This window comes from Klebsiella sp. KTE92, assembly GCF_000398905.1.
Classification (GTDB): Bacteria; Pseudomonadota; Gammaproteobacteria; order Enterobacterales; family Enterobacteriaceae; genus Klebsiella; species Klebsiella variicola.
This window is the reverse complement of sequence record NZ_KB976100.1, coordinates 2,185,451-2,211,856: the sequence shown is the minus strand read 5'-3', so window position 1 is coordinate 2,211,856 and position 26,406 is coordinate 2,185,451. Positions and strand designations below refer to the sequence as shown.

The 26,406-nt window shown below is 51.3% G+C and carries 31 protein-coding genes; 1 reads left to right on the top strand and 30 read right to left on the bottom strand.

Annotated elements, in window-relative coordinates:
* Positions 1–13: 13 nt before the first annotated feature.
* The 27 genes from A1WC_RS14910 to A1WC_RS15015 form a co-directional block, all read right to left on the bottom strand.
* Positions 14–3,082 (bottom strand): host specificity factor TipJ family phage tail protein, encoded by a 3,069-nt coding sequence (locus A1WC_RS14910; RefSeq protein WP_016160833.1) that lies wholly within the window; start codon positions 3,080–3,082, stop codon positions 14–16.
* Positions 3,079–3,459 (bottom strand): hypothetical protein, encoded by a 381-nt coding sequence (locus A1WC_RS14915; protein WP_016160832.1) that lies wholly within the window; start codon positions 3,457–3,459, stop codon positions 3,079–3,081. Before A1WC_RS14915 ends, A1WC_RS14910 begins: the two co-directional genes overlap by 4 nt.
* A gap of 9 nt (positions 3,460–3,468) precedes the next feature.
* On the bottom strand, positions 3,469–3,951 hold the full coding sequence (locus tag A1WC_RS14920; RefSeq protein ID WP_016160831.1) for a DUF1833 family protein: 483 nt from the start codon (positions 3,949–3,951) through the stop codon (positions 3,469–3,471).
* A complete protein-coding gene (locus tag A1WC_RS14925; RefSeq protein WP_016160830.1) occupies positions 3,938–4,411 on the bottom strand; it encodes a hypothetical protein in 474 nt (157 codons plus the stop codon). Before A1WC_RS14925 ends, A1WC_RS14920 begins: the two co-directional genes overlap by 14 nt.
* The gene (locus A1WC_RS14930; RefSeq protein ID WP_016160829.1) at positions 4,411–8,112 is read right to left on the bottom strand and encodes a phage tail length tape measure family protein; all 3,702 of its coding nucleotides are present in this window, start codon (positions 8,110–8,112) and stop codon (positions 4,411–4,413) included. The genes A1WC_RS14925 and A1WC_RS14930 overlap by 1 nt, the downstream gene beginning before the upstream one ends.
* 93 nt (positions 8,113–8,205) lie before the next feature.
* Entirely contained in the window at positions 8,206–8,580 is a 375-nt protein-coding gene (locus A1WC_RS14935) for a hypothetical protein (protein ID WP_016160828.1), read from the bottom strand.
* 14 nt (positions 8,581–8,594) lie between these two features.
* Positions 8,595–9,554, bottom strand: a complete 960-nt coding sequence (locus A1WC_RS27455; RefSeq protein ID WP_136085944.1) for a hypothetical protein — start codon at positions 9,552–9,554, stop codon at positions 8,595–8,597.
* A 67-nt stretch (positions 9,555–9,621) separates the two neighbouring features.
* Entirely contained in the window at positions 9,622–9,789 is a 168-nt protein-coding gene (locus A1WC_RS27185) for a hypothetical protein (RefSeq protein ID WP_016160826.1), read from the bottom strand.
* 167 nt (positions 9,790–9,956) lie between these two features.
* Entirely contained in the window at positions 9,957–10,439 is a 483-nt protein-coding gene (locus A1WC_RS14940; RefSeq protein WP_016160825.1) for a hypothetical protein, read from the bottom strand.
* 55 nt (positions 10,440–10,494) lie between these two features.
* Entirely contained in the window at positions 10,495–11,667 is a 1,173-nt protein-coding gene (locus A1WC_RS14945) for a phage tail tube protein (RefSeq protein WP_016160824.1), read from the bottom strand.
* 23 nt (positions 11,668–11,690) lie between these two features.
* Positions 11,691–12,083, bottom strand: a complete 393-nt coding sequence (locus A1WC_RS14950) for a phage tail terminator-like protein (protein WP_012967910.1) — start codon at positions 12,081–12,083, stop codon at positions 11,691–11,693.
* Complete coding sequence (locus tag A1WC_RS14955) at positions 12,080–12,631, bottom strand: hypothetical protein (protein ID WP_016160823.1); 552 nt, start codon at positions 12,629–12,631, stop codon at positions 12,080–12,082. Before A1WC_RS14955 ends, A1WC_RS14950 begins: the two co-directional genes overlap by 4 nt.
* Position 12,632: 1 nt before the next feature.
* The gene (locus A1WC_RS14960) at positions 12,633–13,016 is read right to left on the bottom strand and encodes a hypothetical protein (protein ID WP_016160822.1); all 384 of its coding nucleotides are present in this window, start codon (positions 13,014–13,016) and stop codon (positions 12,633–12,635) included.
* Entirely contained in the window at positions 12,988–13,284 is a 297-nt protein-coding gene (locus A1WC_RS26130) for a hypothetical protein (RefSeq protein ID WP_016160821.1), read from the bottom strand. Before A1WC_RS26130 ends, A1WC_RS14960 begins: the two co-directional genes overlap by 29 nt.
* A 1-nt stretch (position 13,285) precedes the next feature.
* Complete coding sequence (locus A1WC_RS14965; RefSeq protein ID WP_016160820.1) at positions 13,286–13,696, bottom strand: hypothetical protein; 411 nt, start codon at positions 13,694–13,696, stop codon at positions 13,286–13,288.
* Between the two features lie 3 nt (positions 13,697–13,699).
* The gene (locus A1WC_RS14970; protein ID WP_016160819.1) at positions 13,700–13,912 is read right to left on the bottom strand and encodes a hypothetical protein; all 213 of its coding nucleotides are present in this window, start codon (positions 13,910–13,912) and stop codon (positions 13,700–13,702) included.
* Between the two features lie 39 nt (positions 13,913–13,951).
* A complete protein-coding gene (locus A1WC_RS14975; protein WP_004184463.1) occupies positions 13,952–15,088 on the bottom strand; it encodes a P22 phage major capsid protein family protein in 1,137 nt (378 codons plus the stop codon).
* An 87-nt stretch (positions 15,089–15,175) separates the two neighbouring features.
* Positions 15,176–15,940: a DUF6651 domain-containing protein gene (locus tag A1WC_RS14980; protein ID WP_016160818.1), complete on the bottom strand. Its 765-nt coding sequence runs from the start codon at positions 15,938–15,940 to the stop codon at positions 15,176–15,178.
* A gap of 105 nt (positions 15,941–16,045) precedes the next feature.
* The gene (locus A1WC_RS14985) at positions 16,046–17,158 is read right to left on the bottom strand and encodes a phage minor head protein (protein WP_016160817.1); all 1,113 of its coding nucleotides are present in this window, start codon (positions 17,156–17,158) and stop codon (positions 16,046–16,048) included.
* Positions 17,142–18,566 carry a DUF4055 domain-containing protein gene (locus tag A1WC_RS14990; protein WP_016160816.1) on the bottom strand — a complete coding sequence of 475 codons (1,425 nt, stop codon included), beginning with the start codon at positions 18,564–18,566 and terminating at the stop codon, positions 17,142–17,144. Before A1WC_RS14990 ends, A1WC_RS14985 begins: the two co-directional genes overlap by 17 nt.
* Positions 18,567–18,570: 4 nt before the next feature.
* A complete protein-coding gene (locus A1WC_RS14995; RefSeq protein ID WP_016160815.1) occupies positions 18,571–19,875 on the bottom strand; it encodes a terminase large subunit domain-containing protein in 1,305 nt (434 codons plus the stop codon).
* Entirely contained in the window at positions 19,853–20,878 is a 1,026-nt protein-coding gene (locus A1WC_RS15000; RefSeq protein WP_016160814.1) for a terminase small subunit, read from the bottom strand. Before A1WC_RS15000 ends, A1WC_RS14995 begins: the two co-directional genes overlap by 23 nt.
* Before the next feature lie 560 nt (positions 20,879–21,438).
* Entirely contained in the window at positions 21,439–21,684 is a 246-nt protein-coding gene (locus tag A1WC_RS15005) for a DUF2560 family protein (RefSeq protein WP_016160813.1), read from the bottom strand.
* A gap of 1,275 nt (positions 21,685–22,959) precedes the next feature.
* A complete protein-coding gene (locus tag A1WC_RS0125095; protein WP_228691821.1) occupies positions 22,960–23,445 on the bottom strand; it encodes a hypothetical protein in 486 nt (161 codons plus the stop codon).
* Positions 23,446–23,629: 184 nt separating this feature from the next.
* Positions 23,630–23,965, bottom strand: coding sequence for a TonB family protein (locus A1WC_RS26120; RefSeq protein ID WP_071599410.1), 336 nt, complete (start codon positions 23,963–23,965; stop codon positions 23,630–23,632).
* A gap of 112 nt (positions 23,966–24,077) precedes the next feature.
* Positions 24,078–24,287, bottom strand: a complete 210-nt coding sequence (locus A1WC_RS15010) for a hypothetical protein (protein ID WP_016160812.1) — start codon at positions 24,285–24,287, stop codon at positions 24,078–24,080.
* A gap of 319 nt (positions 24,288–24,606) precedes the next feature.
* Positions 24,607–24,879 carry a hypothetical protein gene (locus tag A1WC_RS15015; RefSeq protein WP_016160810.1) on the bottom strand — a complete coding sequence of 91 codons (273 nt, stop codon included), beginning with the start codon at positions 24,877–24,879 and terminating at the stop codon, positions 24,607–24,609.
* A gap of 108 nt (positions 24,880–24,987) precedes the next feature.
* Here A1WC_RS15015 and A1WC_RS15020 point away from each other — a divergent pair, with 108 nt between their 5' ends.
* The gene (locus tag A1WC_RS15020; protein WP_016160809.1) at positions 24,988–25,170 is read left to right on the top strand and encodes a hypothetical protein; all 183 of its coding nucleotides are present in this window, start codon (positions 24,988–24,990) and stop codon (positions 25,168–25,170) included.
* Positions 25,171–25,191: 21 nt separating this feature from the next.
* Here A1WC_RS15020 and A1WC_RS27895 read toward each other — a convergent pair whose 3' ends face one another.
* From A1WC_RS27895 to A1WC_RS15030, 3 genes are read right to left on the bottom strand one after another with little or no spacing between them, the layout of a single operon-like run.
* On the bottom strand, positions 25,192–25,368 hold the full coding sequence (locus A1WC_RS27895; protein ID WP_012967894.1) for a hypothetical protein: 177 nt from the start codon (positions 25,366–25,368) through the stop codon (positions 25,192–25,194).
* Between the two features lie 13 nt (positions 25,369–25,381).
* Complete coding sequence (locus A1WC_RS15025) at positions 25,382–25,831, bottom strand: lysozyme (RefSeq protein ID WP_016160808.1); 450 nt, start codon at positions 25,829–25,831, stop codon at positions 25,382–25,384.
* Complete coding sequence (locus A1WC_RS15030; RefSeq protein WP_025987688.1) at positions 25,818–26,123, bottom strand: phage holin family protein; 306 nt, start codon at positions 26,121–26,123, stop codon at positions 25,818–25,820. The genes A1WC_RS15025 and A1WC_RS15030 overlap by 14 nt, the downstream gene beginning before the upstream one ends.
* Positions 26,124–26,406 lie beyond the last annotated feature (283 nt).

Genomic DNA, 26,406 nt, shown 5'->3' with positions numbered 1-26,406 from the left:
TTGTTATGGGGTATTACGCGACGTTGCCGGGGTATGTGGCGTCGTCGTACTGGTAGAACGATTCGAGGTATTCTTTAGCGGTGACCTGACAGGTTCCGTCTGACTGCGGAGCGATCTCCTCTACAATGGCATCGTAGACGTGGCGCGTTGAGCCGCAGAACACCAGGCGGATCGGCTCGATGGTTGCCGACGACAGGTCAACCTTCATCGGGTCATCAAACTCGCTCAGGTGCGGGACTGACAGCTGAAAATCACCCACCCTGCGCGCCACCATCAGCCCGGATGCAGAGCCATCCTGATAGCGGATCAGCGCTCGGGGATTTTCGAAAGACCAGTCCAGCGGCTCCGTAACGGTGAACGTTGTCACGCCACCAGCCGTTGTCATCGCCTCCACCAGACAGGAAATTGTGTTGTTACCCGGAATATCATCCGTGAGCACAATGCGATCGCCCGTGTTGTAGCACAGCGCGTCCAGCTCGGTAGTGGTCTGGAACGTCACCCGCTGCTGCAGGTATTTCATAAGGCGACGCATCCCGATTTGGTAGGCGTGATCCTGATTCAGTACCCCATCGAGTTTGTAATTCTCTATTTTCACCGGCGTGGGATTATCAGTCGTCCGGCATTTAACGGTCTCCTCTGCCCAGGTAGTCCCGTTGATGTACGTCACGTCGACACCATCAAAATCATCATCTGAGGGCACGGTAAATCCGCTCTGCAGCTCCTCTACCATCTCATGAGGAGTGATCACGCCAGTCCAGGGCTTAATCCCCTCACGGTTGACCGTCGCGAGGCCATCGCTTAACAGGAAGCGGGACTTCCCGGCGTTGGCTATCTTCTGCAGCATTTCCAGCGCTGAGATACTGTCGCCGGTAGCGAAATCGAAATACTCTCCCCGTGGCGTCCAGTACGCAGACTCCAGCGCGTTGATGGTGTCGACATCCATCTCCAGTCCCAGCGAGTTCCCGACATGCAGCAGCGCCCCAGAAATGGTTCTGGCCGTTCCTGAGTCATAGGCCCGCGTGGCCACAACGTTTACGCGGCGGTCCGACTGAGCCGCCAATTTGCCCCCCGTCTCAACGGTCACCGCCATCAGCGACACGCCGGGATAGGATGAAGGGCGCGTCAGCAGTCGCCCGCGCAGTGCCTGCCAGTACATCGAATCCCTGGCGTTGTTTGAGCCCTGCTCATTGCGCCGACGGCAGCGAACCTCTACCAGTCCCGGAGAACTGAGGGTGATCCGCTCAGTGAATCCCAGCCCGTTGACGTTTTTAAGCGCATACTCTCCCTGGTGACTCACCCACCCCGATCCGGAACCGTAGACGCGATACTGAATCTCCCACTCAACATGCCGAAGCCGCTTTTTCCCCTTGCTGTCAAAGCCACAGATGCCGTTCGGGAAGGAGAAATTCACCTCGAACATATCGACGGTCTCATTTTCAGGGCAAACCAGGAACGGCCCCAGCCAGCTCAGCGTGTCGTTAAGACCAGTGGCCTCATAGTCGATCATCGTCCGGGCGGAGAATCCCGGCCATGACTCATCAACGACACCGGAAATCAGGCGCGCCACCGTCGCCGTCGTGCCGTCAGCTGACACAATCCGGTACTCATTCCCGCGGTGAGCAAGTGAAAGCCGTTGCACCCCCTCCGGCATGCCGGAAAAGGCTGTTCCCGTGGCGCTGTTATAGGCAAGCGTCACATTCGCCGTTACCGCCGGGCTGCCGCCGGTTGATGCCGTGCCGGAGGTGTAAACCGGAGCATCACCGAAAACAGCTGCAGGCAGCGAAGAGGACGTGATCGCCCCACCCGCGAACGGACTGGCCGACTCGGTTATCAGTACGGTGCCGCCGTTGTCCTGTGCAACCAGGCCGGAGCCAGTGAGTCCCTCGGTGATGGCCGCCAGCAGTCCCGACATCGAGACATAGTTAGCCACCAGCGACACCGGGTAGATAACCCCCTGCCAGGTGATCGTGAACGTGCTGGAGCTGGTCGAAAAATCGTAGGTGGTCGGGGCCGCACTGGCCTGGACTTTTGCCGCACTCCCCCCGGTGCCGGGCACTGCAGCCTGACCGGGGGTATATGACGCGATAAACAGATCGTAATCGACAGAGTTAAACCCCAGCGTCACCGGCATTCCAACCACCGGCGCGATCTCCGTCAGCAGCGGGCTGGCGATAACACTGTATCCAGCCGCCGTAGTGATCTGGTAGTTCGCCGGGGCTTTCAGTTCGACCACGGCGCCAGCTACCCAGCTGGGCGGTAGCGCGTTTTCGTCCTCGTCGTCGTCATCGCCGTCATCCGTGTCCAGCCCGGTAAACGTCACGCTCGATCCGGAGACGGTCATGCTGTCTGCGATAATATCGTCGGCATCCGGCGACGTCTGGGCCATGTCCAGCCCGGTTCCGGATGACGTCCCGCCCACTTCGGTGGAGTTGACCCAGTTTTCACTGCGCTCATCGCCGGAAACGTCCGCGCCTGGCGGAAAATAGGTGATGTTGAAACCCGGCAGCGTTGAAGCTGGCGTACTGCCAACCCTGATATCGCCATTGGTATAAATCAGATCACCGACACCGAGACACAGCAGCATCTGGACGCGCATTTTCGTAGGATCGGCGGCATCAAACCGGGTAACCGGCTGCACCACATAATCAGGGTAGATACGCACCCGGCCAAACACCTCACGAATGGCATCACCGAGTTTTGCGGTATTCGCCTTTGCCGGGTTCAGGTCGAGACTCCGCCCTGTGGATGAGGTATAGCCGCCCGTATCGATGTTGCTCATCATAAACAGCGAATAGGCTGCAGCAGCAACGGAGATACCGACGCCGATCCACGCGATTGTGGCGGCCTCCAGCCCGAAGGGAACCGGATAAAGCCTGACATCACTATCAGGGTGGATCACGCAGGTGGCCCACTCGCCTGGCGGAATTGACAGTCCCTCAACCTCAACGGTCAGCGGTGGGACATCCCGATCCTCGTAGCCTTCGACATTTGCCACCAGCCAGTTGCGAATACTGGTTACACCATGCTCATGCGTTTCGAGTGGTTCACCGGGAAGCCGGGACGGATAAAAACGAATGGTCATTGCCAGAACTCCACTTTGACAAATCGGCGCTTAAACCGCGGCAACGGCAGAAAGGTGACGTTCGTACCCGGATTGCATTCCGCCACATGCAACAGACCATCGATACTGACCACGATCCCTACGTGGGTGACAGTCGACCCGGAATAACAGGCCACCCCGGCCCCTTCGCAGGGTTCGCAGCGCTCAAGGGTAAGCATCATCCGGCGCGCTTCCCGGTCGAGGCCCCCGCCGTCTTTGGTCACACCTGCAAAATCCGGCCATTCAGGTAGCCCCAGGTCGCTGCGTATTTCATTCACAATCCCGAAGCAGTCGAGTAGCGGGTATACGCGCCCGCCCTTCAGCCAGGTGACTGAACGGTATTTATCAGGATTAAACATGGAGAAACCTCAACTCATGTAACGCAGAGCGGGAAAATTATTAAGTGTGTAGCGGTTACGTGGCCAGGCTGTATCAAGAATATTCATATAGCCCGCGGTGATCTGCACCTCTGTCGCCGTCCAGGAGCCCGACTTGATTTTCAGCGTATACGGCACTTCCGCAGGGGCTGCTAAATCCGTGGAGATATAACTCCGGTACGTCAGCCATGCAGGCAATTTGTTAGCCAGGGCATAGCGGATCGCCGTGGACACAACGCCGTCGATATTGCACAGGGCGAATTTGAGGTCCTGCGTGCCGTCCGCATTACGCGCCGGCAGCGCAATGTCTATCGCACAGGCGGTAAACGTTACGGTATCTCCGTTCTCCGTCGTTGCCGTGATGTTCTCGTAACCCTGGCACAGATAATGGACGTCAGAACCAATGGTGATCTGCAGCGTTTCAATGATCACCTCCGGCCCGCTGCTGGCGTAGAGGCGTTTAATCTGCGTCATGCTTTGGCCACTCCTTATTCAGCGCAATATCCAGCAGTGAGCTGCCGACGATCCATTCCGGGTAATTACCCCATGGGGCAGGAGCAAGGGGGCGTTCCCATAATTCAAGCGTCGCTGTGTACTTCCAGTAAATCGGGGCCACCAGCACCGGTCCCTGATAAATATCTGTGAAGCGGCATTTGTAAAACTTAATGCCCACCGGCGTCTGCAGCTTCATCATGAACCATGCAGCCCCGTCAGATAACGCATCACGGAACCAGGACTCAAACGCCAGTCCCTGCGCATCGGTTTCCATAAACCAGGTGATGCTGGCCTGCGTCGGTGTGGACGTATAAGCTCGCCTTTGCCGCGCGCGGCCGGTGGTTAACTGGGTTCGTTTTAACGGGCTTACAGGCTGGAATCCGTATCCTTCCTGCAGTGGCATTGGAAGATAGTCATGTGGGTAGTAGATATCAGTCATCACTCTAACCCTCTGCCTGGATATTTACTGCGCATTGCCTTACCAACTTTCCCGTCCCCTCTCAACAATTGCGCAGCAACCTGATCCAGGGCTTCCGTTGTCGCTCGCTTCTGTGTTTGCGCCATAGAGAGAGCCATCTGATCAGGTGTAACACCTGGCGGCGTATGGAAATGCTGCTCAATGGGAGCATGGATGGTGGTCTTGCTGCTGTTATCACTATTCACGTTCTGCACCCCGGTCCCAAAACCCGGTTTGCTTAGCGTCGAGTCCAGTCCGTTTTTGCGCAGGTTCTCCAGTGTTGAGTCCAGCCGTGCCGATGTGTCAGCTGTCATGACGCGTTCGCCTTTCTCCAACAACCAAGTACCAGTAGATGGGACAGAGTCGATGCCGTTGTGAGCCATGCCTGTTAGTCCACCTCCAGCAGTCATGGCTGCAGAACTTACAGCTACTGATGCTATAAGAGGGGTGGTTGCTGCCAAAGCTGCCGCCATAGCCGCTGGAGCCATAGCCCATCCAGTAACAGGTATTGCTGCCGCTGATGCGTATGCATTAATTCCTGCTATTTGCGACATGGCCGTAGCTTGTCCAACCATAGACGCAGCGGCACCAGCGGCGGCCGTTTTCCCTACAAGCAATTGAACCGCCTGGTATACCAGCCATTGAGCAGCCATCTTGGTCAAAGCATCAATTACCGCCTGCCCCATCCCTACCGCCATATTTTTAAATCCATCGCTTAGGCTTTCGGTTCCTTGCAACATCGCAGACAAGTTTGAGGAGATTGCTGTTTCAGTTGAACTGAATATTGAAGTTGTCGCCGCGGTCACTGATTCGTAGAGCGTGGGCACGCTGTTAAGGTATGACTGCATTCCGTTTTGGACGCCAAGCTGCCAATTGCTATTGAGTTGATCTGTCTGAGTGTAATAAGCGTGTTGCATGGCAAGTCGCTGATCTAGCGCTTGCTGCAAAGCAGCCGTCTCCTGGTCGTACAGATTTTGCGAGATCTGCCCTGTAGTGCGCTGATTGGTCAGCTCAACACGCTTTTTCTGATACTCGGTGACAATCTTCGTTAGTTCCTGTTGGCGCTTTTGCTCCTGTGACAAGATTGTGTTGTTGTTGAGGTCATTTTGTAAAGTCGTCGCATCTGTCTGTAGTCCAGATGTCAGCGTATTCTTGAAAGCTGTTAATTTATCGGCATCCTTGCGAAGCGCGATTTCCTTTTCTAAGCCTGCATTTTTCTGTAATTGCGCTGTAATTTCGTTCTGATTTGCGAGCAATGATTTTTGATCGGCGGTCAGGGTCTTCTTGCTTTTTATGTCGGCGAGTTGTTTCTTCCATTTGATAAGCGCTTGTTGAGCAACTCCAATCTTCTCTGTTATATCGAACTGAGAAGTTAACGCAGCATATTGCTGATTAAGCTGGTCGAGCATGCGGGTACCAGCATCTTCGGTGTAGGTTTTGCCTTTTGGTGTCTTCGGGGTTTTAGGGTCTTTGAATTGCTCGTCAATTTTTTTTCGGGTATCAGCCTCTTTCTCAGGACTGATTATCGAACCTGCAGCCCTAGCGTCAATCAATTGTTGCGTGTATTTTTCTTGCGCCTTGGCTCTCTTTTCCGCATTACTGGCTAGACGATCCTCAAGAGCATTGATTTCCTGCTGAGCCTTTATACCCTTTTGCTGCCTCTGGTTGCCAGCATCATATAACCCGTTAATGGTGTCCTGAGCCATTTTCTCAGACTGCAATGAAGATAGTCGTGCTTTGGCAGCATCGACCCCCTTTTGAAGCATGGAAAGGTCACTAGACTTCCATGGGCCATATGCCCCCTCATGTTTTGATTGTCCGGCACTTAAATCAGAAAGTGACCTTTGCGCCCTACCCAGTTCGTCCTGAGCTTCTGCTATTTTTTGATCTATAGATTTTTCACGACCAATATCAAGCATGGCATCCCAGGCACCTTTCGCGGCATCACCCAACCATTTCCATGCCTGCTCCAGTGAGCCGAGGTTACCCTGAATCTGGTCAGCACGCTGCTTCATAGTCGCAGCATACGTCTCTGTCGCCAGTCTCGCAGCCTCTTGCTGATTACCCTCGTCCTGCAACGCCTTAATCTGGTTGTATGTTGCCAGAGTCAGGAAGTGATATTTGTCGTTCAGTTCTCCTATAGCGGCTACCGGGTTTTGTGCGATTTTCTCGAAGTCTGCCACCATGCTATCGATAGATTCATCGGTCGCATCGTTCATTGCGACAACGGCCTCTGTGACAGTCTGCATTGAGCCTGTAGCGATTTTACCACCAGAGACAACACGGTTTAGTGCCTGAGCGGCGGCGGCTGTGGTATTCCCTGTATTATCTGCGACCGATCTCGCCATGTCTGCCAATTGCCCGGTGGTTACCCCGGCAATATTCCCGGTCAGAACAAGGGACTTATTGAACTCCTGTTGCTCCTGGCTGCCTTTGTACCAGGCATATGTGAGAGTACCCACAACTGCGACAAGAGCGCCGATCCCGATAGTCATGGGATTCAGAAAGCCAGTAAGTTTTTTGGCATTCTCTGCATTTTCAGACAATGAGTTAGCGTTATCTGACAGGGAATCGCTTGATTCATCGGCGGCATCTCCGGCCCCCAGCAACTGCTGTTTTATGATCTCGAACAGATTACCCCAACCGCCAAACGAATCAGCGATCTGCGAACCCTGTTGCATGAAGATAGTGAACAAAGGCATACCACCAGCCAGGCCAACAGCAATATCATTCAACTGCGCAGGGAGTAACCGCATGGCATTTTTATACTGCCCTGCCGAGATGGCTCCAAACCGCATTTCATTGCTGACCTGATTGAGCCCTTTCTCCGTCAAATCCAGCTTATTTGAAAGCTCTGCGTGGTATTCAGGCGTAAGCAGCCCGGCATCTTTGGCTGCCGACAGTTCAGCTCGCTGTTTCTTGATTTTATCTAACGCAGCTGAGAAAGGGTCAAGTTGGCCAACTAATCGCTGCAACGAAGCACGCTGCTCTTCCTGAGCCTTTACTGCCTCACGTTCTGCTTGCGCTTCTCCGTTCAGCTCACGGCGGGCTTCGGCAATTTTGGCGCTGTAGGCATCATACTGCTGGATACTAAGCGCACCACTATACGTATATTCGAAAATTTGCCGTTGCTGCTCGTCAAGGGCCTGTAATGCGTGGGTGACGGGATCAAGGCGAGCCTGTAATTGCGTGAGAATTCGCTCCTGCTGCGCCTGTTGCGCTGCTGAATCCTGAGCAGCTTTCGCAGCTTCTCTCTGGGCCTGCGTATACCCAGTCAATTCATCCTGAGCAGACTGAAGACGATTGCGAGTTTGATCAATGATGGAACTGTAGTGGCTGAATTCCTCAGCCCCCAGCACACCAGATAAATTTGCCTTTTTCAGCCGCTCCATTGCTTTATCCAGCTCATCAAACGCTTTTGATGTAGGATCCAGCTTATCCAGTAATTTTTCTATTTCTTCCCGCTGCGTCCTTGTTGACTTCGCATTTTCGATAGCGTGCTTTGGTCCGACCTTAAGATGGGAGTTCAGGTCTTTAGTAGCTGCGGAAAGATTATCCGTTGCGAACTCAGCTTTTTCACCCTCTGCCGTCATTTTGTTTAGAGCACTGGCTAAACTATCCGCGTTCTTTTCTGCTCCGGTGCTATCGAGAATAATAGCAAGGCGGGATGTTTGTTCTGTCATTTACCTTTCTCCGGGCAATAAAAAACCCGCAAATCAAGCGGGTAAGGAATGTTTAAACAATGATAAAAAATCCCACCGGAGTGGGTTCTCTTGTTACAAAGACGTTTTCATGTTCATAGTTGGATTTAGAGGGGATTTGGTATACGCATAATTAACGACCACACCATCCTTCAAAAGGATATCAAGCGTTGTCATTTCAGCGCTTGATGTTGTTTTCATGGTAAACGCCTGGGCTGAAGCTGACACCGCATTGTGTGTGTAAATCCACTTGACCTCAGTCGCACTGATGACTGCCTTAGAAAAAGGCTGTCCAAACATACCGATCAACTCAGCCTCAGTTGTTTTACCCTTAACAATCCGGTTCACATTTTCAACAGCTATTTGAGACCCACTTTCATATTGGTTTGTATAGGTGCACCCAAGCATTACCAGACAAAGCAAAGGAACTAATATAGCAAAATTATTCATTATAGCACCCTCTATTAATAATAACTAATATCAACCCACACACCCTGCGGACGTAAGGAGACGGTTACGCCTAGATATCTGGCAATATCATCAAGGATATCTGATATCACCTCAAACTCATCAATTGATTTCCATCTTCCATAATTTTCGAAAATAACGGCATTCGCAGAATCTAATCTTTCAATGTAGGGAATAAGCCATGAAAACTCAGACATGTCATCCTCATTTCCATCCTTGTAATTAACACCTTTTGCTGCAGCATCCCCTAAAAAATATGCTGCAAGTTTCAAAGTCATTTCAATCTCCGAATAAACTTCATTTAATGTTTTGTCTACACTTTGATGAAACTGATAATTAAATATAGAATCCTTTGCTTTATCATATAGTTTAGAAGCCTGTCTGAAAAAAGACGCTTTGAACATCTTGCTCTGATCTTCACCAATATGCGCACTCAATCTAGTTGCGCAATATTCCTCCATCACAGATAACCAACACTCCCCTCTCAATTGCTCATGGATGTTTTTATAGCGGTAACTCATCATCCGCCCCGGAAAACATTTGTTTAAGGCATTGCTATTTGAGACATGAGCGCATTCATGCGAAATGATTCCAATAGCAGTTAGCCACTCCGGCGAATTGACTGGAGATACAATACCCTCAATGTGAAGAGCATTAAAAACGATATGGCATCTAGGCTCACCATTACGCATAACTCGAACAACCATAGCGACACCTACAACATCGCCATCAGATGGAGTTAATGTATTAGAAGTCTCAATCCCTCTGTCAACTGAGTCTAATGCATATTGATAATCATAATTTATTGAAATTCCAACTAAGGATGTAAGATCGATATACTTGCAGAGTATTTTAATGAATTGGCTTACAGCATTTCCAACTTCCTTTGCCGTTTCTTCATCTTTGTAACCACCAAGGCTAATGCCAAAATTGACATTTCCGATATCTTCGCTCAAAGCCCTATCCCCATCATTAACATTTGCACACAGGTTAGCACAGGAATAGATGTAGACAATGATATGACTACTTCACTTTTGCCTGTCTTTTCTGCTCTTCAGCCCACGCATCCCGCCAGGCATCATCGAGGGCCAGTATTGCTGCGTCAAACTCAATGCGGTCGATCAGGATGGTGCGCGCTGCCAGGTAAAGCTCGACATCATTCAGGGACAGAGGGAGCGGCACGCCGGCCATGCCGGCATACTTCCTGCCGCGCGATATCATGGCGTAAGCGTTGAGGATCTCACCAGTGACTGCATCGATTTCAGGCTCTGGAATGGGCGGGAGATTTAGCTTCTCCCTGCGCCACTTTGCTTTCTCGCCCTGCTCTCCCCCGAACTCCTTAAGCCACTTCTGAGCCTCTATGGCTTTTTTACGGTTTCCTGAGTCTGCTGCTCCTTACCCTGAGCAATGGCCGCCGCCTCAGCCAGTATCAGCCAGTACAGCTCCGGGTGCTGTTTCAGCATGGCGATCCCGACTTCCGGCGTGTAGTCGATGGCAACTTCTACGCCATCTACCAACTGGCCCACACCTTCCCAACCCTTCAACAGAAACCGAGCGACATTATCGATCAGCAAGTCATCAACAGAGTCGATATCGCCCACTCTGGCGAGATTGAATTCTTTGGTGCCTACCTTATAACCAGCGTCCATCTTATCGATGTGGCGGCGCACCAGCGCGTTACGGGAGCGATATTGTGGATTCTCGCTGCTGGCCACCAGCAGGCGAAGTTTGAAAAGCGATTCCTCTTCCGGGGTGTATTCTTCATTGCTGTTTTCTGGCTTTTGATAAGGTGAAAACCAGCGCTCGCCATTTAAATCAATTTTTGGGGTAACAATCAGCATAATAACTCCATAGTGAAGCCCGATCCGCGATGCTCAGCAGAACGGGCCTAGTAAATTAAGGCGCGGTAACGGTGATTTCAGTCGTTGCCGTAAAGGTGCGGGCCTTACCGGTTATGGTTGCAGTACCGGCTGCGTTACGCGTGACCTTCGCTGTTTTCTGTCCGGTAGAAACCACGCTGGCGATAGTCGGATCCGATGACGTCCACTCGACGGTATCAGTTGAATCAGCTGGGGTAAGCGTGGCGGTTAACGTCACCGTAGAACCCACGGCCCCAGTTGAAGTGCCCGGCGCAACGCTGATCGCCGTCGCCGGCACTTTGGGGACGCGGGTGATAGTTGGCGGAGTATTGGCCGCGGTGATATCCAGTTGAACTTGAACAATGTCAGTGCTCCCCGCATCCGGCCAGTCGCCGGAAATCTGCACTTCCGGGAAATAGAAGGTATATGCACCTTCAGCATTCTCCAGCGTAAAGCTAAACGGCACCGTTTCGCCGGTGAACGTTTTCTTATAGAGCTCCCACGCAGCTTTTGACCATGACAGCGTGATTTGACCTGACGGGGTAAAGGTTGTCGGAATGTTTGCGCCGGCGAACGCCGAACCGGTACCGATGCAACGCTGGGTCTGCATATTGTTGTCGAACTGGATGTTGAAGGTATCGACACAGAAACCATTGCCACCAGCAACGCCATTCAGGCTGAGGGCTGTTACCTCTTTGAACGAATAGCGCAACGCTCCGGCATTATCGACCGGCGCGCTAAAGAAGCTGGTATCGTCACCTTTTGTTTCCCAGTCCAGGCCAGCAAACGTGACCGTAGCAGTGATGTCACCATCATTCGGGATTTCGATCTGCAGGGTTGCCACCTGACAGCCGCGGGCGATCTGGGCGATACCCACATCCTCGGCATAGGAAGCCACTGAGAACGTGATGCGGCCATTGCCCATGGTCAGAACGTTATCCACCCATTCCGCACCAAAGCAGCTCGCCAGAAAGGCATCGTGCTGATTCCAGCGAAACCGCGTACCGACATCGCCGCCGACATCCACAGTGCCGCGTGAAACGCCCTGCGCCATGCGGTCACCAGCGATTTCGTCATTGTCGTTGGTGTTCAGCGTTGGTTTCAGACCAAATGAAGAACGCCGCAGCAGGTTCCACGCCCCTGCTGTTGGCGTGATTCCTGGCGTTGTCTCGCGAATAAACGCGGCTACTACTTTTGCACCTGAGCTCACAGGAGCCTCCTGTTTTTTGTGCGCTACAGAGCGCGATAAGGAATTTGAAGATTGAGCTGTAACCAGCCATCGGTTTCACCCGCCGGCACAGCAGATACAGCGAAATAACTCAGCTTTCCATCGTCCCTGAACTCGAATAGCTCCGTTAGCTGATCGGCCGTTCGGGAGATAAGCAACGTCCCGGAGCCGACCGGAACAAAAAGCTGAATGATGAGCAAGCCCGTCCTGTGGACGACCGGCCCATCCCCGATCTCGGTTGCGCCAGCCTGTCCTGCAATGTTGGTGAGGCGGGCCCAGATATCGCGGTTGCTGGGGTCAAATACCGGACCATTGGGATAATCCACTGCATCAGAGGCAATAGCGGTCTGTGCCGCCATTCGGGAAATGACAGCGTTTCTGATTTCTGTAAGGGTCATTTGTAGGCCTGAATCACACCATTAAACGAGACGGCATAGACGCCTGTTGGCGCCTGCGTTGAGTGACCATTCTCCAGAGGCACGGAGTAAGGCAGGTTCGACTGGATGTAAATCACCGAGTAGGCTGGCGCCTGGTCAATGATATTTTTGCCATTAAGAAACGTCATTGTCCCGCGCGGATCCGGTTCGGTCGGGACGGAGTGATCGGGTTCGCCGATGCTGACAAAATGCGATGCCCTGAAGGTTCCTGCGCGATACTCAGCCGGCCGCCTGATATCCATGCTGTCATTAACACGGACTTTCTTCCTGAGCTTTCCGGTTTTGGTCAGGTTAGCAGGATCGGCATAAAGAGATTCGTTCCATTCCCCAACAGCTTTGTTGTATTGAACCGCGGTCGCGTTGATGGCCCACAGCTCCGGGTTTCCTACCGGCGACCGTTGAACAATTTCATTCAGCAGTTGAATGGCGATTGTCCGCTGGCGTAGTTTGACATCTTCGGCCACCAGCCCGGCGAATGCCGCCGGGTCAATGTTCCAGCCCTTAGCCATATCACGCCCTCCGCAGTTGAATGGAGTACGCAGCGCCAGCAGAGTCGGCAGAAGCGTTGATGACCTCGTAGCGCTGAAGCTCACCCGTAATCGGATCCGGTGCGGTGATGATATGCCCGACTGCCGGCTTATCAGTCACCTCGTTAACCAGGGCGGTTAGCTTCACATCACCATGCAGAATATTAACGCCATCGATACGGCGGAGTTTATAGCGCGCCAGCACTCCGCGCCCTGAGTAAGTCACCTGTGTTTCAGTGCCGGTTTCCGTAACCGGATCCCAGGCACCACGAACGGTGTATGACCCAGTGAAATCCTTAACGGCATCCTGCAGGTCTGTATCGAAGGCTGCGGCGACTTCAGTTTGGAGTTCGTCGCGGATACCCACGGTCTACCTCCTCTATGCCTTTTTCACCAAAACGCTGAAGCGGTATATTGTTAGAAACATATCCGCCAGTAAAAAGGACCAGGACGTTACCACGCAGTTTTCTGGTATAGATTTCGCCATTGCGCTTAACCCGCAGCGGGAGCGGAGCAAACTCAACAACGCCCTTTGCCGGGTTTGCGTAAACGACATGTCTGATCGGGTTTCCATTCACAAACACATCGCGAGGACCGAGCCCGTCACCGGCATAATGTACATCTGGATTTTGCATATCACCCCCTCACCAGCCGCACCTGTGACTGACTAACGCCATAGGGCTTAAGCATGGCCAGCGCCAGCTGCAGATCAGAATCAAGCAATGCCGAGCTGTTGGTAGCGAGTTCCGCGAAGGTCTTTGAAACGCTGACATCATCGGCATCTACCGTCTTACTCAGCAACACACCAGAATCGGTTTTCTGCTGATAAAGGCCACCATTCGAGGCCGCTAGCGCTGCATAGGCGCCAGCCTGCTTCACATCGTCAGGAATGATGATTTCGTGAGTTGCCTTATCGCACGGCATTTTCAGGTTAAGTCCATTCATCCAGGTATTAGCCATCAGCACAGATTTGGCTTTTTTGCTTTCATCTGTCCAGGTGGCACCGAGAATCGAATTGACGTCTTCAACGGTGATGAAAGTGATCATGCATCACTCCATTTCTTTCCAGCCGTGCGCCTTCCAGTTCTCCACTTCATCAGGGTGAACGTTGGCGGTATTGGGCGCACCCGGGAATGCCGGGAAATCGGTAACCATCGCCACCAGCTGCGATGTGGTCGATACGGGTTCGTTGTTATCCGCCTGCGTAGACGCAGTTTGCTCAGCAGCTCGTTGGGCGCGCTGCTCTTTTGTTAATCCGGCCATTAGCCCTCCACTAAAAAAAGGGGCCGAAGCCCCTGTTTATCAGCCCAGCAACAACGCTGAGTGCGCCGACTTAACTGCCGCTACGCCCCAGGACAAACCGACTTCGTAACGCACCTGGCGATACTGGCGGTACAGTGCTACCTGGTAAGTGATGCCAGATACGGGGTCAGTAACGTTCATCACATCATCCGCAGTATCGCCGCCCTGCGGCATTGCCGGGGTTCGGGATGCAAGCAGGAATGCATTGCGATCAAACGCCATGTTTGCGGTGTAGGCGCCACCAGCGGTAATAGCGGTGTTGTCGGCCAGTGCCTGACGTAAGCCAGGAGCAGCCAGGGTGATTGCTGTAGCCGTCGCAGCAGCAACAAGGTATTTATTGCTGTCCCCGTCAAACGTCACGATGTCGCCCGCTGCAAAAGCACCTGTGCCGGTATCAATGGCAATCAGAATATCGCCTTCAGCTTTTGCTCCATTCACCAGGTATCCGGCAGCCGGAGATGCAGCGCGTTTCTTAACATGCGCGGATTCGTGGATGTTGAATCCTTCCAGTCGCCCCACGATACCTTCGCGCAGAAGCGCATCAGTACCAGACTCGTTTACTTTGAACAGAACAGACTGTTTACCGCGGAGGTTTGCGATAGCCGAAGAACCGAGAACCATCTGCAGATCAGTTGTCGGCGAACCGTTGTCAGAGAGAACCTGGCGCGCATTTGCCGCATCCGACAAATCACCTGCAATACCGAAAGGAGCGGTGCCGGCCGTACCAACAGCACGAGAGGATGCGAAATACAGAGCCGCGAGATCTGCATCCATCTCATTAGCCAGCGCGCGAAAAGCCTGCTTAAACTGATCAGCAAGAATGGTGTTGTATGTCCCTGCGGGCCCCAGCGCCAGTTGTTCCTCACCGTTCCATTTGACCGGGGCCATTTTGGATTTGGTGATTTTGACATCAACGGTGCCGATCGTCTGGTCGCCGTCATTTGGCGCAGTAGCCCCCGGGGTAATATCAACAGTGGTTGCCGGTGGCGCAACCGGCGCAGTAACAGTCTGGTCCTTCGCCGCCGCATCAGCTTTAGCATTACGCGATACAGCCGGGATAAAACCGACCTGTTCGCGAGATACGGTATCCAGAGCCGTGAAGATAGTCGGGATCAACCCGGTAAGCGTATTAGCCATGTGTATAGATTCCTTGGAGATTAAAATATAGGGTTGGTTGAGCTATCCAGCTCCGGCACCAGCAGCCATCCGGCGGCTGGCAAAGAATTAATCGACGATGGTGATACCGTCTTTGAGAGTTGATTGCTGATCTGTCGGGCTCAAACTGGTAAACGCATCGCGTTTCATCGTTTTCTGCCCGAGTGAATGCTGAGACTGCCGTGAGCCGCCTCCCTGGTTGCCGCTGGCCTTCAGGATGTGGTCTTTCTGTGGGTACTGCTCCACCAGGAACTCCAGCGCCTCATCAAAGGCCGCCAGTTCGCCCGGTTTAGAGCGGGAATAAATTTTGTTGCCAGAGCCATCATAGGCAACGACTTTGCCGTCCTCGACTTTGAAGGACTGACCGAACCGCGCCTGAAGCATATCTGCCGGAATTGCTACTTTATCTGCGATGAATTTCGAGCCAGAGAACCGGCCGCCGATCATTTCCTGATAAAGCTGGCCTTCAAGGGTCGTCGCACGCTGAGTAGCTTCATCAAGCTGGGCCTGGAATGATTTGGTGATATCCGCTTTAACCTGATCAACGGCGCCTGCGTCGATCAGTTTTTTCTGGTCGATTTTAGTCATCATCTCCAGCGCTTCGAGCGCCTTTGCCGGATCGCCGATTTTGGCAAACTTAGCCAGACCGGCTTCAGCGGCTTCTTTGGCTTCACGATGAGATTTTGCCTCGCCATTCAGAGATGAGATTTTCCCAACGGCCTGCACAGCATCAAAACCAACTTCCTGGCCGTCATCGTGGACGTAGACGGGTAAACCGCTGGAATCGACTTCTGCATAGCTTTTGCCGTTAACTTCGATTGTTTTCAGTTTCATGTGGTTACCTTTTCGGGGTCATCCGACCGTTGCACCGCTCACCATCCGGATCACGGCAATAAAAAAGGCCGCCCGGAGGCAGCCTGATTGAAGACTTAAAAAGCTTTAAAGTCTGGCGTTGCTGAACGCCTGAGCATCCAGGTTACGAAGTTGCTCCAGAGTCAGCCATTCGCCCTTGTCGTTGTAGAAATCATCGGGCGACATGCCGCCGTCACGAATCAGCCGGGCCCGGGTTACGCCAACGATCTGGGACTGTCGCGTGAACGACTGGCGCGAGAACCAGCCCTGATAATCGGTATCCGAAGGCACCTGCCCGTCCATGCTGGCACGTGAGCTATCTGATATTTGCCCAACAGCAATACCCAGCTCATCAGCCGATTTCAGGATGTAGGTTTCGACGCTGCGACAGCAGAAATGGATTTTCCCGGGTCCCTGCAGATACGGCACCTTATGGCCGATCGGCTTGTTATCCAGTGTGTACTTGAGGCGGTCGCGAATCCGACAGTCTTTTGATGTACGGTTATCCAAAGTGGATAACCACTGCTTACCCTTCAAAATGTCATCGTTCGCATCTGCAAAGCTTTTCCTGGCCGTAGAAGCAAGATGCCCCACAGCCGTTTTTGCAATACTGCCGGCATTGGTTCGGCTCATCTGCAGCGCGCCATCCTGATAGCCACGGTTAGCATGACCCCGGACCTTTCTGGCGATTTGCTCATGCGTATCGCCCAGGAGAAAACCCTGCCGCACTGTATTGGAAATTCTTGCCATCCTGTCAGCTTCAAGGTTATCTGCCCACTCCGAAAGCAGGCGCCCCTGAAACGGCTGTGCCATCGCAGTTGCGTAAACGGCATCCGGTGAAATGCCCACCAGCGGTTGAAGCGATAGCACATCATCGGGGATCGCAAACTGGAACAGGCTCAGCTGAAAGCCTGCTTCGTGCTGAGCGAGTTGCTGCAGCTCATCAGATAGCCCCGCGTACATTGACTGCACAGCCTCGCGATTGAGAGCTCTGACACTAACGAGCAGCGCTTCCAGTCGCGACACGGTAAAGCTGTCAGCATCCAGGCTATCCATCGCTACCAGCAATCTGGCTGTCAGTTCCGCATCGCTGTCATTCAGGATTTTTATCATCCTGTTTGCAACGCTGGTGCTGTACCGCGCTATCCATATCGCATGCGCTATCGATTCATCCTGAAGCTTGTCATTCGCCGTTGCCATTTGCACCACCCGGGTTACTCAGTCCGCCGGCCAGCGTGACCTGCTGATTCCGCAACTCGTCGATAACCTCTTCGGGCTTCGCGTCCGGATCGATAAATTTGAGGGCCTGCAAAACTCGAACAGCATCGACCTGACGTATATCACCACCCTGACGGAGCGACTGAACAGCTGTTGCAGCTGCGGCATCAAACGTCTGGGCTGAAACATCCAGTTCGGTGCGTACATCGACATTGCCGCCTTCTTTCTCGCCCAGCCATTCCGCCATAATCTGCAGGATATTATCGAGCGCATCCTCAAGCGAGCTTGCCATGGTGTAGAGAGGTGAATTCTCCTGCATCCGCTCTTCGTGAGTCTGGTCTAAGGATTTAGTCGATGTGTTTTCCGCGCGTAGCAGTTTTGCGCCGGCCTGACGCATCTGGTTTTCCAGATCCTTAAGGGAAATCTTACCGGCTTCAATCGCAGCCCCGGTATGCTCGACATATTCCAGTCCCTGCCGCTGTCGGTCATCGAAACGAGTCGCAGAGGAAGAACCTATCGTCAACGTTTCGCCATCAGCCAGACCGTAAGCCACCAGCAACGGCACGCGAGCGACATGAAGAATGTTGTCCTGTTCACTCTGACTCTGCCAGTGCTTGATATTCAGTAAGGCGAGATTAAGCAGTGGCGGTGAACCGCGCATAAAGCCTGTGCGTTTCGTGTAAAGCGTCACCAGGGGAATATCATCGCGACTGGTTTCCCACTCGTCGTGAATCTGCCACTGGCTTTCGCCGTTATCACCTTTATTTCGGCGATAAATTTCAACCTTGCCCGGCATGATATGGCGTATTTGCTCAACTTTCGTTTGCCCGTAATCGTCGCCATCAATAATGATGACCTCTCTGATACGCAGATCGGTCAGCATCACTTTCCCTTTAACCACTTTCGATTTCCAGCCGATGACCTGGCGAGGATTTAACATCGTGGCATACGGGCGGGATCCCGCGGCTTTTTCGTCGGCTTTAGTTTTTACTGCCTCCCGGTCAATTTTCGGGAAATCCACCAGCGCATGTACCAGGCCATACTGGAATCCGATGCTGAAAAATTGCTGCGCCCAGACATCGAGCCGGTTTCCTTCCATATCAATATCCGGCGACAGCTCCCGTATTTGTTCAGGAGAATCCTCACTCAATACCGTCGGCTCAGCAAACACTCGCCCGATGTTTTGTTTAATGGCCTCTTCATAGGCAGGGAGTAACGTTGCCGAAGCCAAACGCTCCTTATAACTTTCAGGATCTTCGTTCGGCCATTTCGGGAGATACTTCTTGCCCTGCCGGCGCATTTCCAGCGTGCCGCCCATCAGCGCATCATTAATATCCCATGCCTCAACCATGTCGTTATAGTCGAGGTTGGGAGTTGAAATATCAGGCATGGTTTTACATCCGCAGTTGGGTGACTTTTCCAGTCGGTTTGATGATCGGGAATTGCTTCACAATGAAATACCCACCGGCATCGTTAGGGTGATCGTTATCCGCCGTTTTATCCGGCTCACCGTTTTCGCCCCAAACCTGTTGCTCAAGCGATTCTGTGTACACCGGGCACCGCTTTACATTCACTTTGTAGCGACGTTCACCGTTACCATTGCAGAACATGGCATTCATCGCGTTGATGCGGTCTTTCACTGGCGGGTTTGATGCATTAACAACCACATTGAAGCCGGCCTGCTTAAGCTGAGCGATATCCGTGGCGCTGGCATTGCTGGATTTGCGGGAATCGCCGGAAGCGTCCGGGTAGATATAGATTTCACGCACCTTTCGGTAGTCATGGCCGTCATATAGCCAGAACCGCTCTTTGATGATGCGAATCATGTCCGGGGTGTCGTAAGCCTTTATGATTTCAGTAACTGCACAGGGAAGCCCAAAACGCAGCACATGAACAATTCCGGCCATCTTCCCGACGTTGAAATCCATACCGATATACAGGGGCTCACCGGGTTGCTCTTCTTCCCGGCAGTTATTCAGCTTACGGTCAAACTGATGGTAAATCGTCCCGCTGGTAAGGTTGGTGAACTGGCCACGGAGATAAGCCTTGATCAGCTCCGGCGGGTATGACTCCATCAGCGACGGGATATAGTCCGGCGGCAGATTCTTTTCGTTGTCGAACGTCGAGGCCTGCACCAGGCCGTACAGCGTTGAGAGCGAAGGCTTATCGCGTACAGCCTTTGCGAACTGCTGATAAACGAATTTAAACCCTTCCGGCGTCGTGGTGACGTCGATCCCGTTACGAAGACCGTCCACGTTGTAACGCATACGGGCAATGATTTTTCGCCAGGCTAACTGCGCCTTTTTGGCGGGCATTACGTCGAGCTCATCAATCAGCGCATTACCGATTTTAAAACCAACGATGGTTTGCGGTTTCTCCATTGAGCGGCAGATCGTCGTTCCTCGGTACTGGCGCCCGGCGTAGAAGTGAACCTCTTTGTTTCCCTCGTTGATTTTGACATTCAGCCCCCAGTCGTGGGCCACCTCCTCAACAGTGGGATAAAAGATGTCACGGATCTGCGGATACGTTGGCGCAAAGTAACCCTGGTTGATTTTGGGGTGTTCCCACATCCCTTTGCAGATACCACCACAACCGACCCACGTCTTACCGGAACCGAAGCCGGCGACATAGGCCTTAAATTTGTACTGCATCGCAAGGAATTTGGCCTGAGGGATGTTAAGCGTCGGTGCTATCGCCATCCTCTTCCCTCACTCGTGCATCGACTACGTTGATATTGATTGCAACTGGCGTTGGTTCGTCATCCTCCGGATCAGCAGCCAGCTCTTTGCGTAATTTTTCGACCTCCAGCTGCCGGCGCTCAATTTCAATCAGCTGCAGACGCCGGGCGAACTCGCTTTCAGCCAGGCCGAGACGTTTCATCACCGCCTCGTACATCCGCTCCCGGCTGATAGCGGTTATCTCCACACCGTTTTTTCCGAGCTTAACGCCAGAAAAGGCAAGTGCAGCATCCGGCGCCAGCTTGCGTGTATCGGCGAAGAAAGTCTGACCTATGCCATCGCCATTGCAGCGAGGGCATTCCGGGTTAGGCGCGCTGTTATGGTCGTAACCGTAGCCACCAACATCGACGGGCTCGCGACGTTTTCGCTCAAGCGCTTCGAGCCGCTTCTCTTCGTACTCCACGGCATCACGCCATTGATACTGATGACCAAAGCCCCAGCAGTAACGGCAGCTCCCGCGACGATACTGCGATAGCTGGTTGGCGTCGTACGTTGCCAGGCTCCACATTTGCTCAAGCACTTCATCGGCGCTGCCGAGCGTGCGAACAATGGATGCTTTCTGCTGCTGCGCAATGGCCTGCGCAACTGAAGTTTTCTGAAGCAGCTGATAGCCAATTTGTTCAGCAGTCTTCTTGCTATACCCGGCGCGAATGGCGGCCTGTGTGGCATTGCTATCTTTCAGGTATTCCGCGACAAATAAACGTTGTTGATCGGTGAGGCCATCATCATCCACCAACTCTTCTGCGCACTTTTCCTTCTGCGCAGTGCGCAGTTTCTTCTGCGCAGTGCGCAGTTTCTTCTGCGCAGGTTTTTGCGCAGTTTGCGCAGTGGGTTTCTTGATGTATCGGCGGGCGGTAGCGTAATTCAGTCCCTGCGCTTCACACCAATCCTTCGGTGATACGCCGGTTGCGGCATGATCGGACAGGAACCGTTGCTGAAGCTCGCCCCAGTCCGGTTTTGCCATGGATTATTCCTATTTAACGTGAGGGAGAAAAAGGAATTACTGATTCTCCATAAAATATTCACTTTTATGTTTTGGAATTAAGGCTCTTTAGTTCAGGAGTTATTATGAAAAGAATTATGCTTGCTGTTTTTGTGATCTGTGGTGCGCTGTCACTTTCAGGATGTATCCTTCCCCCTGGTCCCCATGGAGGCGGACATGGTGGAGTTCACTTCCATGGTCCTGAGCATCGTTAATCGCCTGAGGGCTTTCATTTTACAAAAATGATGAAAAAGGCCGCAAAAATATGCGGCCTTTAGTTACTACCAGCTAGCGTATAAAGAATCTCTCAGGAGCCACCCGGGAGAGGTTCATCTATACGGCTAACTGACCTCTGCCGTTCTGGTGTTGGCAGGCAGAGACGTTATGAGAGTAGTGAGTATTTCAAAATTCACCGGGATAAACAGACAATGATGTCAGTTACCCCGTATAACTGGAAATTGGTGATTGATTGAACTGTCAGCTCAGACGATTTGTCTGATGGGCATTATCGCAGGCACTCTATGAATGCCTGCTGTAATACCTTAGCTGACCTGCTCAGCGCCGGTATCAAACAGCGCCAGCGCTTCGGTCGCTTCCTGAATCGCTTTACGGGTCTTCGACACAATCTCGCTTTCCGTGAAAACACGATCAAAGGAGTCTGCGAAAAGCTCAGATTTCAGAAAGCTGTCGCCTACCCAGTCAATGGCCAGCTTGGCCGCTGCAGTGTCGTAATTCACTTTCTTGATGATATCCAGGCGGATTTGCTCGGATGCGGTGATCTCTGACATGTCTTACCTCTTTGATAAATAATACATACAGAAAGGCCCTGTATTAACAGGGCCTTTTATCGTCAAACTTTAGGGAACCAACGCTACAAGCCAGGTAAAGTAATGACACCCTGACTTTATACTAAAAAACGACTCATATTAGAGCTATTGGTGATCATCCATAAAACCAGCCTGCGACACCAAGGAACATGGCTGACAGAAAACAACAAATTGCAGTTTTATGCATCAATACACCGTAAAAGGCGCAAGATATCACGACAAGAAGTACAATAAGGACAGGCCACATACTAAACAAAAGAATAGCATATGACTCCGAATTATTATAAATATTATTTTGCACTAGCATCATAATCCTTCTACGGTGTTTGAAAGCATTGCAATGATGCCAATTTTAAATTCCAACAGCGAATTTATAATAAATAGAAACCACCAAACTAACGAAAAATCACTCTTACCAAACAAAAATCATTACCAAGAAGATTCAACTACAACCCAAATATTCAACCCGTGTATATAACGCTGCACCGGAACACAAACAAATACACCTTCATTTAAACTTACTGACTTTATTATACTACCTGCAGGAGGAAAAACATCCCCACTCCCAGGCAACTTGTTAATTTGTTCAGTACCATATCGATAATACTCTGGAAGTTGTGGAAGTTTGCACTCAGTCATAATTAGCAGCTCATTTTATAAGAACTCAATGTAGCATGTATGATGAACTAAAAAACCCACATTGCAAACAATATATTTCGTTAAAGTGAAAAACATTGCTTCGCGAGGAGATTTTTTTGTTCACAGCTTCTCTTACCCTCTAAATTCCCTAAGGTTTTACCTAATATCTTAATTTTGAAATGGTAGAAATATTATGAAAGTTACAGACGTACAATCCATGAAGCATACACTCACTAAGCTTGTTAAATCAGAAACACATTCTACACTTACTTATGACTTTGCTCTGCCATGACAAAGTCTACTGTTCTACCCGTGAGCTCAGGGATGAGCCACTTCCTGTAGTGTCAGACCATCCATTTTTTCTCAAAACCAGTAGAAAAACACCTCGAAATCTGACTAAACTCCGACATTGGCTGCCTCTGCAGCGCCCCGTCAATTTGTCGGATTTACTCCACGGGGTTTTTTATCACCTGAAACTGCTGGGCAAACGCTCCAAGAATCCAGCCCACCAGCGGTACACGTTCCCGGCATCCAGAAGCAGGATACCTGAGAGATGTTATATCCTTCGATCATATGAGGAATGTATCGTAGGTAGTTCTATTCAAAGGTGAGTTCATCAAGCCTTAATGGTTTTCTTATAAAAGCCTTTTGGCATTCGATTATGAGTATCTGCCCCTCGCACAATGAGCAAAACACAGGAGAGGATTTACCGGAATCACCATTTCCATAGGTGAACTCCTTAACCCCATAAATAGTGCGCTCAACCGTGTTATCTCTGATAAGATTGATATGCCCTGCATGCTTTTCACCTTGCACTATGTATTTAGACTGCTTATCTGTTATACCCTCAGAGAAAATTGCTACCCCTTTATCAAAATCCCAGATAAAAATCTTAAACCCACCGTCAGATACAAGCATTTCCAGTGTCAGCTTGTCATTCGATGCTGGATCAGACATTCTTGCATAGCATTTTCTAATCACAACACACCTACCAATTTTTAGGTAGAATATAAGCACACCAGAAGCAGCATTCAACAAGAAAATAATCTGTCCTGCATAAGCCAGCCAACTGGCTTTCTCCAACCGCAGCTGACGTAAACACTGAATGGCACACTAGCGCAACAGCTTCAACTGGCAGGAAAGGTCCTCAGGCTTTGACTGCAACACCACCAATGTTAAAGCCATAAAAAAGCCACCCAGAGGTGACCTTAGCGATGGGAATAAATGAAGCATGAATGAAGACGGTCTCAACGTTCTGCTATCTGGTTTAATCGGACGGAGCCTGAAGTTTGAAATATATTGTTTTTGTTAAGCCTTGAGTCGGTTTATTGGATTCATAACGCCATTGGGCCATTGCCGCAATAACGGCAGAGTCGAATAGGTGCTGAGGTTCTGATTTTAGGATCCAAAGCTTTGATATCTTGCCATCAACACCTACGTTATATCTAACCGCCACACCTCCTTCAATCCTGTTAGCCAGTGCGTAATACGGATATGCAGGATGCGGCGAATATAGCAGCTTTGGTTGAGGGTTTTTAGCGGAGCTGGAACACCCAAGAAGCAAACCACACAGAAGAATCGTGCCGAGAAGTCCCTTTTTCATAACCCACCAGTATCGTGAATGATAATCAACATTATCAAGTTACAGCCTTCGCCTCTAGATGAGAACACCTATTAATGGTAGACGGCGAAGCCCTTCATCCGCTGAAGGGCTTCTATAATGTCTGCTGCTGCGCCCTGTGTTCGTAACGGGAAATGGTCTTCCCGTTTGCGTTCATCACGTACGCCACTTCTCCCCGTTTCAGGAAAACGTTCTGGTCCATTCCCGACACTGCGATACTCTGCTGATTGGGGTTGAAACCGACGCTCAGGCCGCAATGGATTTCTTCGCCACCATCTGGTGACATCACTTTTACTGTTAACATGCTTCTTCTCTTGCTGCTGGTAATAAAAATGCCGCACGGTGGCGGCACTGATCGAATATCAGGATGTTGCAAAAAGTAACGCTCGCTTATCTTTGAGTTTCCACACAGCAAAGAAAGGAGCTTTTAATGTCGATTGATGTCAAAAAAACATTTGAGAAGATTATTGATGAACTGGAATCACTCAAAGGGGAAAATGAGGTTTTAGCTATCGCTTTATCCTGCATTCTCAGTGAGTTGCCATTGGATAGCGCCAGTAAATTTCGGTCAAACTTCACTAAAGTAGTTTCAGAAACAAACAACATGAAACCAGCGGCATCGCCTAAACGGAGGAAGTCGCGCGGCGACGCATATTCAAAAGTTCTGTCAGCTCTGAATGAGCCCGAGTAATGCTGGAATCTAACTCGCTGATATACCAGCCCCAGAGGTCTTGCGCGTCCCTTTCGTCTTCTGGCTGAAGTGACGCTGCCGCTGCGCCTGCCATGTTTACAGGCAGTCCCAGACTGCTCAATTCATCTTTCAGCAGGCGCACCTTTTCGATGACTGAATCAATGGCGCTGTCATCAATTTCAATTACGAGTTTTCTTTTTTTCATGGATACTCCGTTACGGGCAATTGGCCTGCACCGCTTTGTTGTGCGCCAATTTGCTTTTACCAGCTCGTAGGTGGATATTGTTGGAATGGAAAGCATGGAGATAACCAAATGAAACAGATACTTTTTACATGGTTTGCTTTTACAAATACCTATGCCTGCATCACCGGCAGCATTAACGTGAACAACTCACTAATGCTTGATTCAGCTGTGCCGTGGATTGTTGGGGTTTCTCTTGGAGTAATCACCAATTACTTATTGGTTAAGAAACTGAAGGAAAGCGGGTTTATGTAGCCCTGCCGGTTGCTAGCCTGCTTACTTCTTAACGCTGTCCGGCATCACAGCGCCAACAACGCCAGCCAGCGCTACGCCGCCAGCGATGACCGTTTCTTGAATGCCCGGAGGCATCTGATAACCAAATACGCCAGCAATGACCAGGATGATGCCGCGCCAGGTTGACGGCTCTTTCAGCCGATTAATGAGATAGTTCATAGGTTCCCCGTATTCACGATAAAAAGACTTCCCGCTCTGCCTTGCGACGATTGGTGAGGCCCGCCATTACCTTGCCGCCTGAACGGTTCCAGCTCAGGAATGCGTCAGCGGCACCATTAACATCACCTGCATTCAGCTTCTTCATCAGCGTTGATGTAGATAACGCTCGCGTACCGATGTTGTAGGCCAGCGACACAAGCGCGTCATACTGATTCTGGGTAACGGATACTTTGAGCATTTTGCTTACCGCCTGGTCAAAGCTCACCACCCCAGTGCGCAGCAGGCGATCCGCAGTTGCGTCGTCAATCTTCATCCCCGGCCTGATAGGCTTGCCGTCTACTTTTCCCGTCCAGCCGTAGCCAATCGTCCAGGGATCACCACCGGTGCCCGGATCGGGATATGCGGTCAGTCTGCAACCCTCAAATCGCTTAATCAGCGCGATACCGTTATTACTGATTTGCATCTTTAATCCCCGTCAGGCGCTCCCAGAAATAGGTCAACGCTACGGAGCCCATCGCGCCGCTTATCCCCGCGGTTGCCAGTATCATGTAAATGCTCAGTCCGCTTTCAATACTCACCAGGCCAGCAATAACGCCGGTAAACCCTGAAACCACCATTTGGGCAAGAGCATTGATCAAGCTCCATGTTGCCTTGCTCTGCTTCACATCTATCAGGTAGCGGACAAGTCCACCCCAGCAAGCAATGATCAGCAGAACCAGCCAGGACATCCCGGCAATGCTCTCTTTGTCTTGCATACGTTTAGCCATAGTTACCGCCTCCGATGGAAGATCGGGAAGCTGTGTGTTTGAAAAGGGTCAGGCCCGTCAGGCTGGATTTAACAACGAAGCGTGTCGATGATGATTCCTGCGGGACCTGATAATAAAAAAGCCATGTAAATGCATGGCCTTGTGATTTGAATCCGTTATTTACAAAATGTATTCGAGACAGTATCTTTCGACTTCCGGACAAAAAAACATATACCGGGACAAAATCTAAATGTAACTGCCTTGCCTGCATGAAACCATGCGGGCTTTTTTT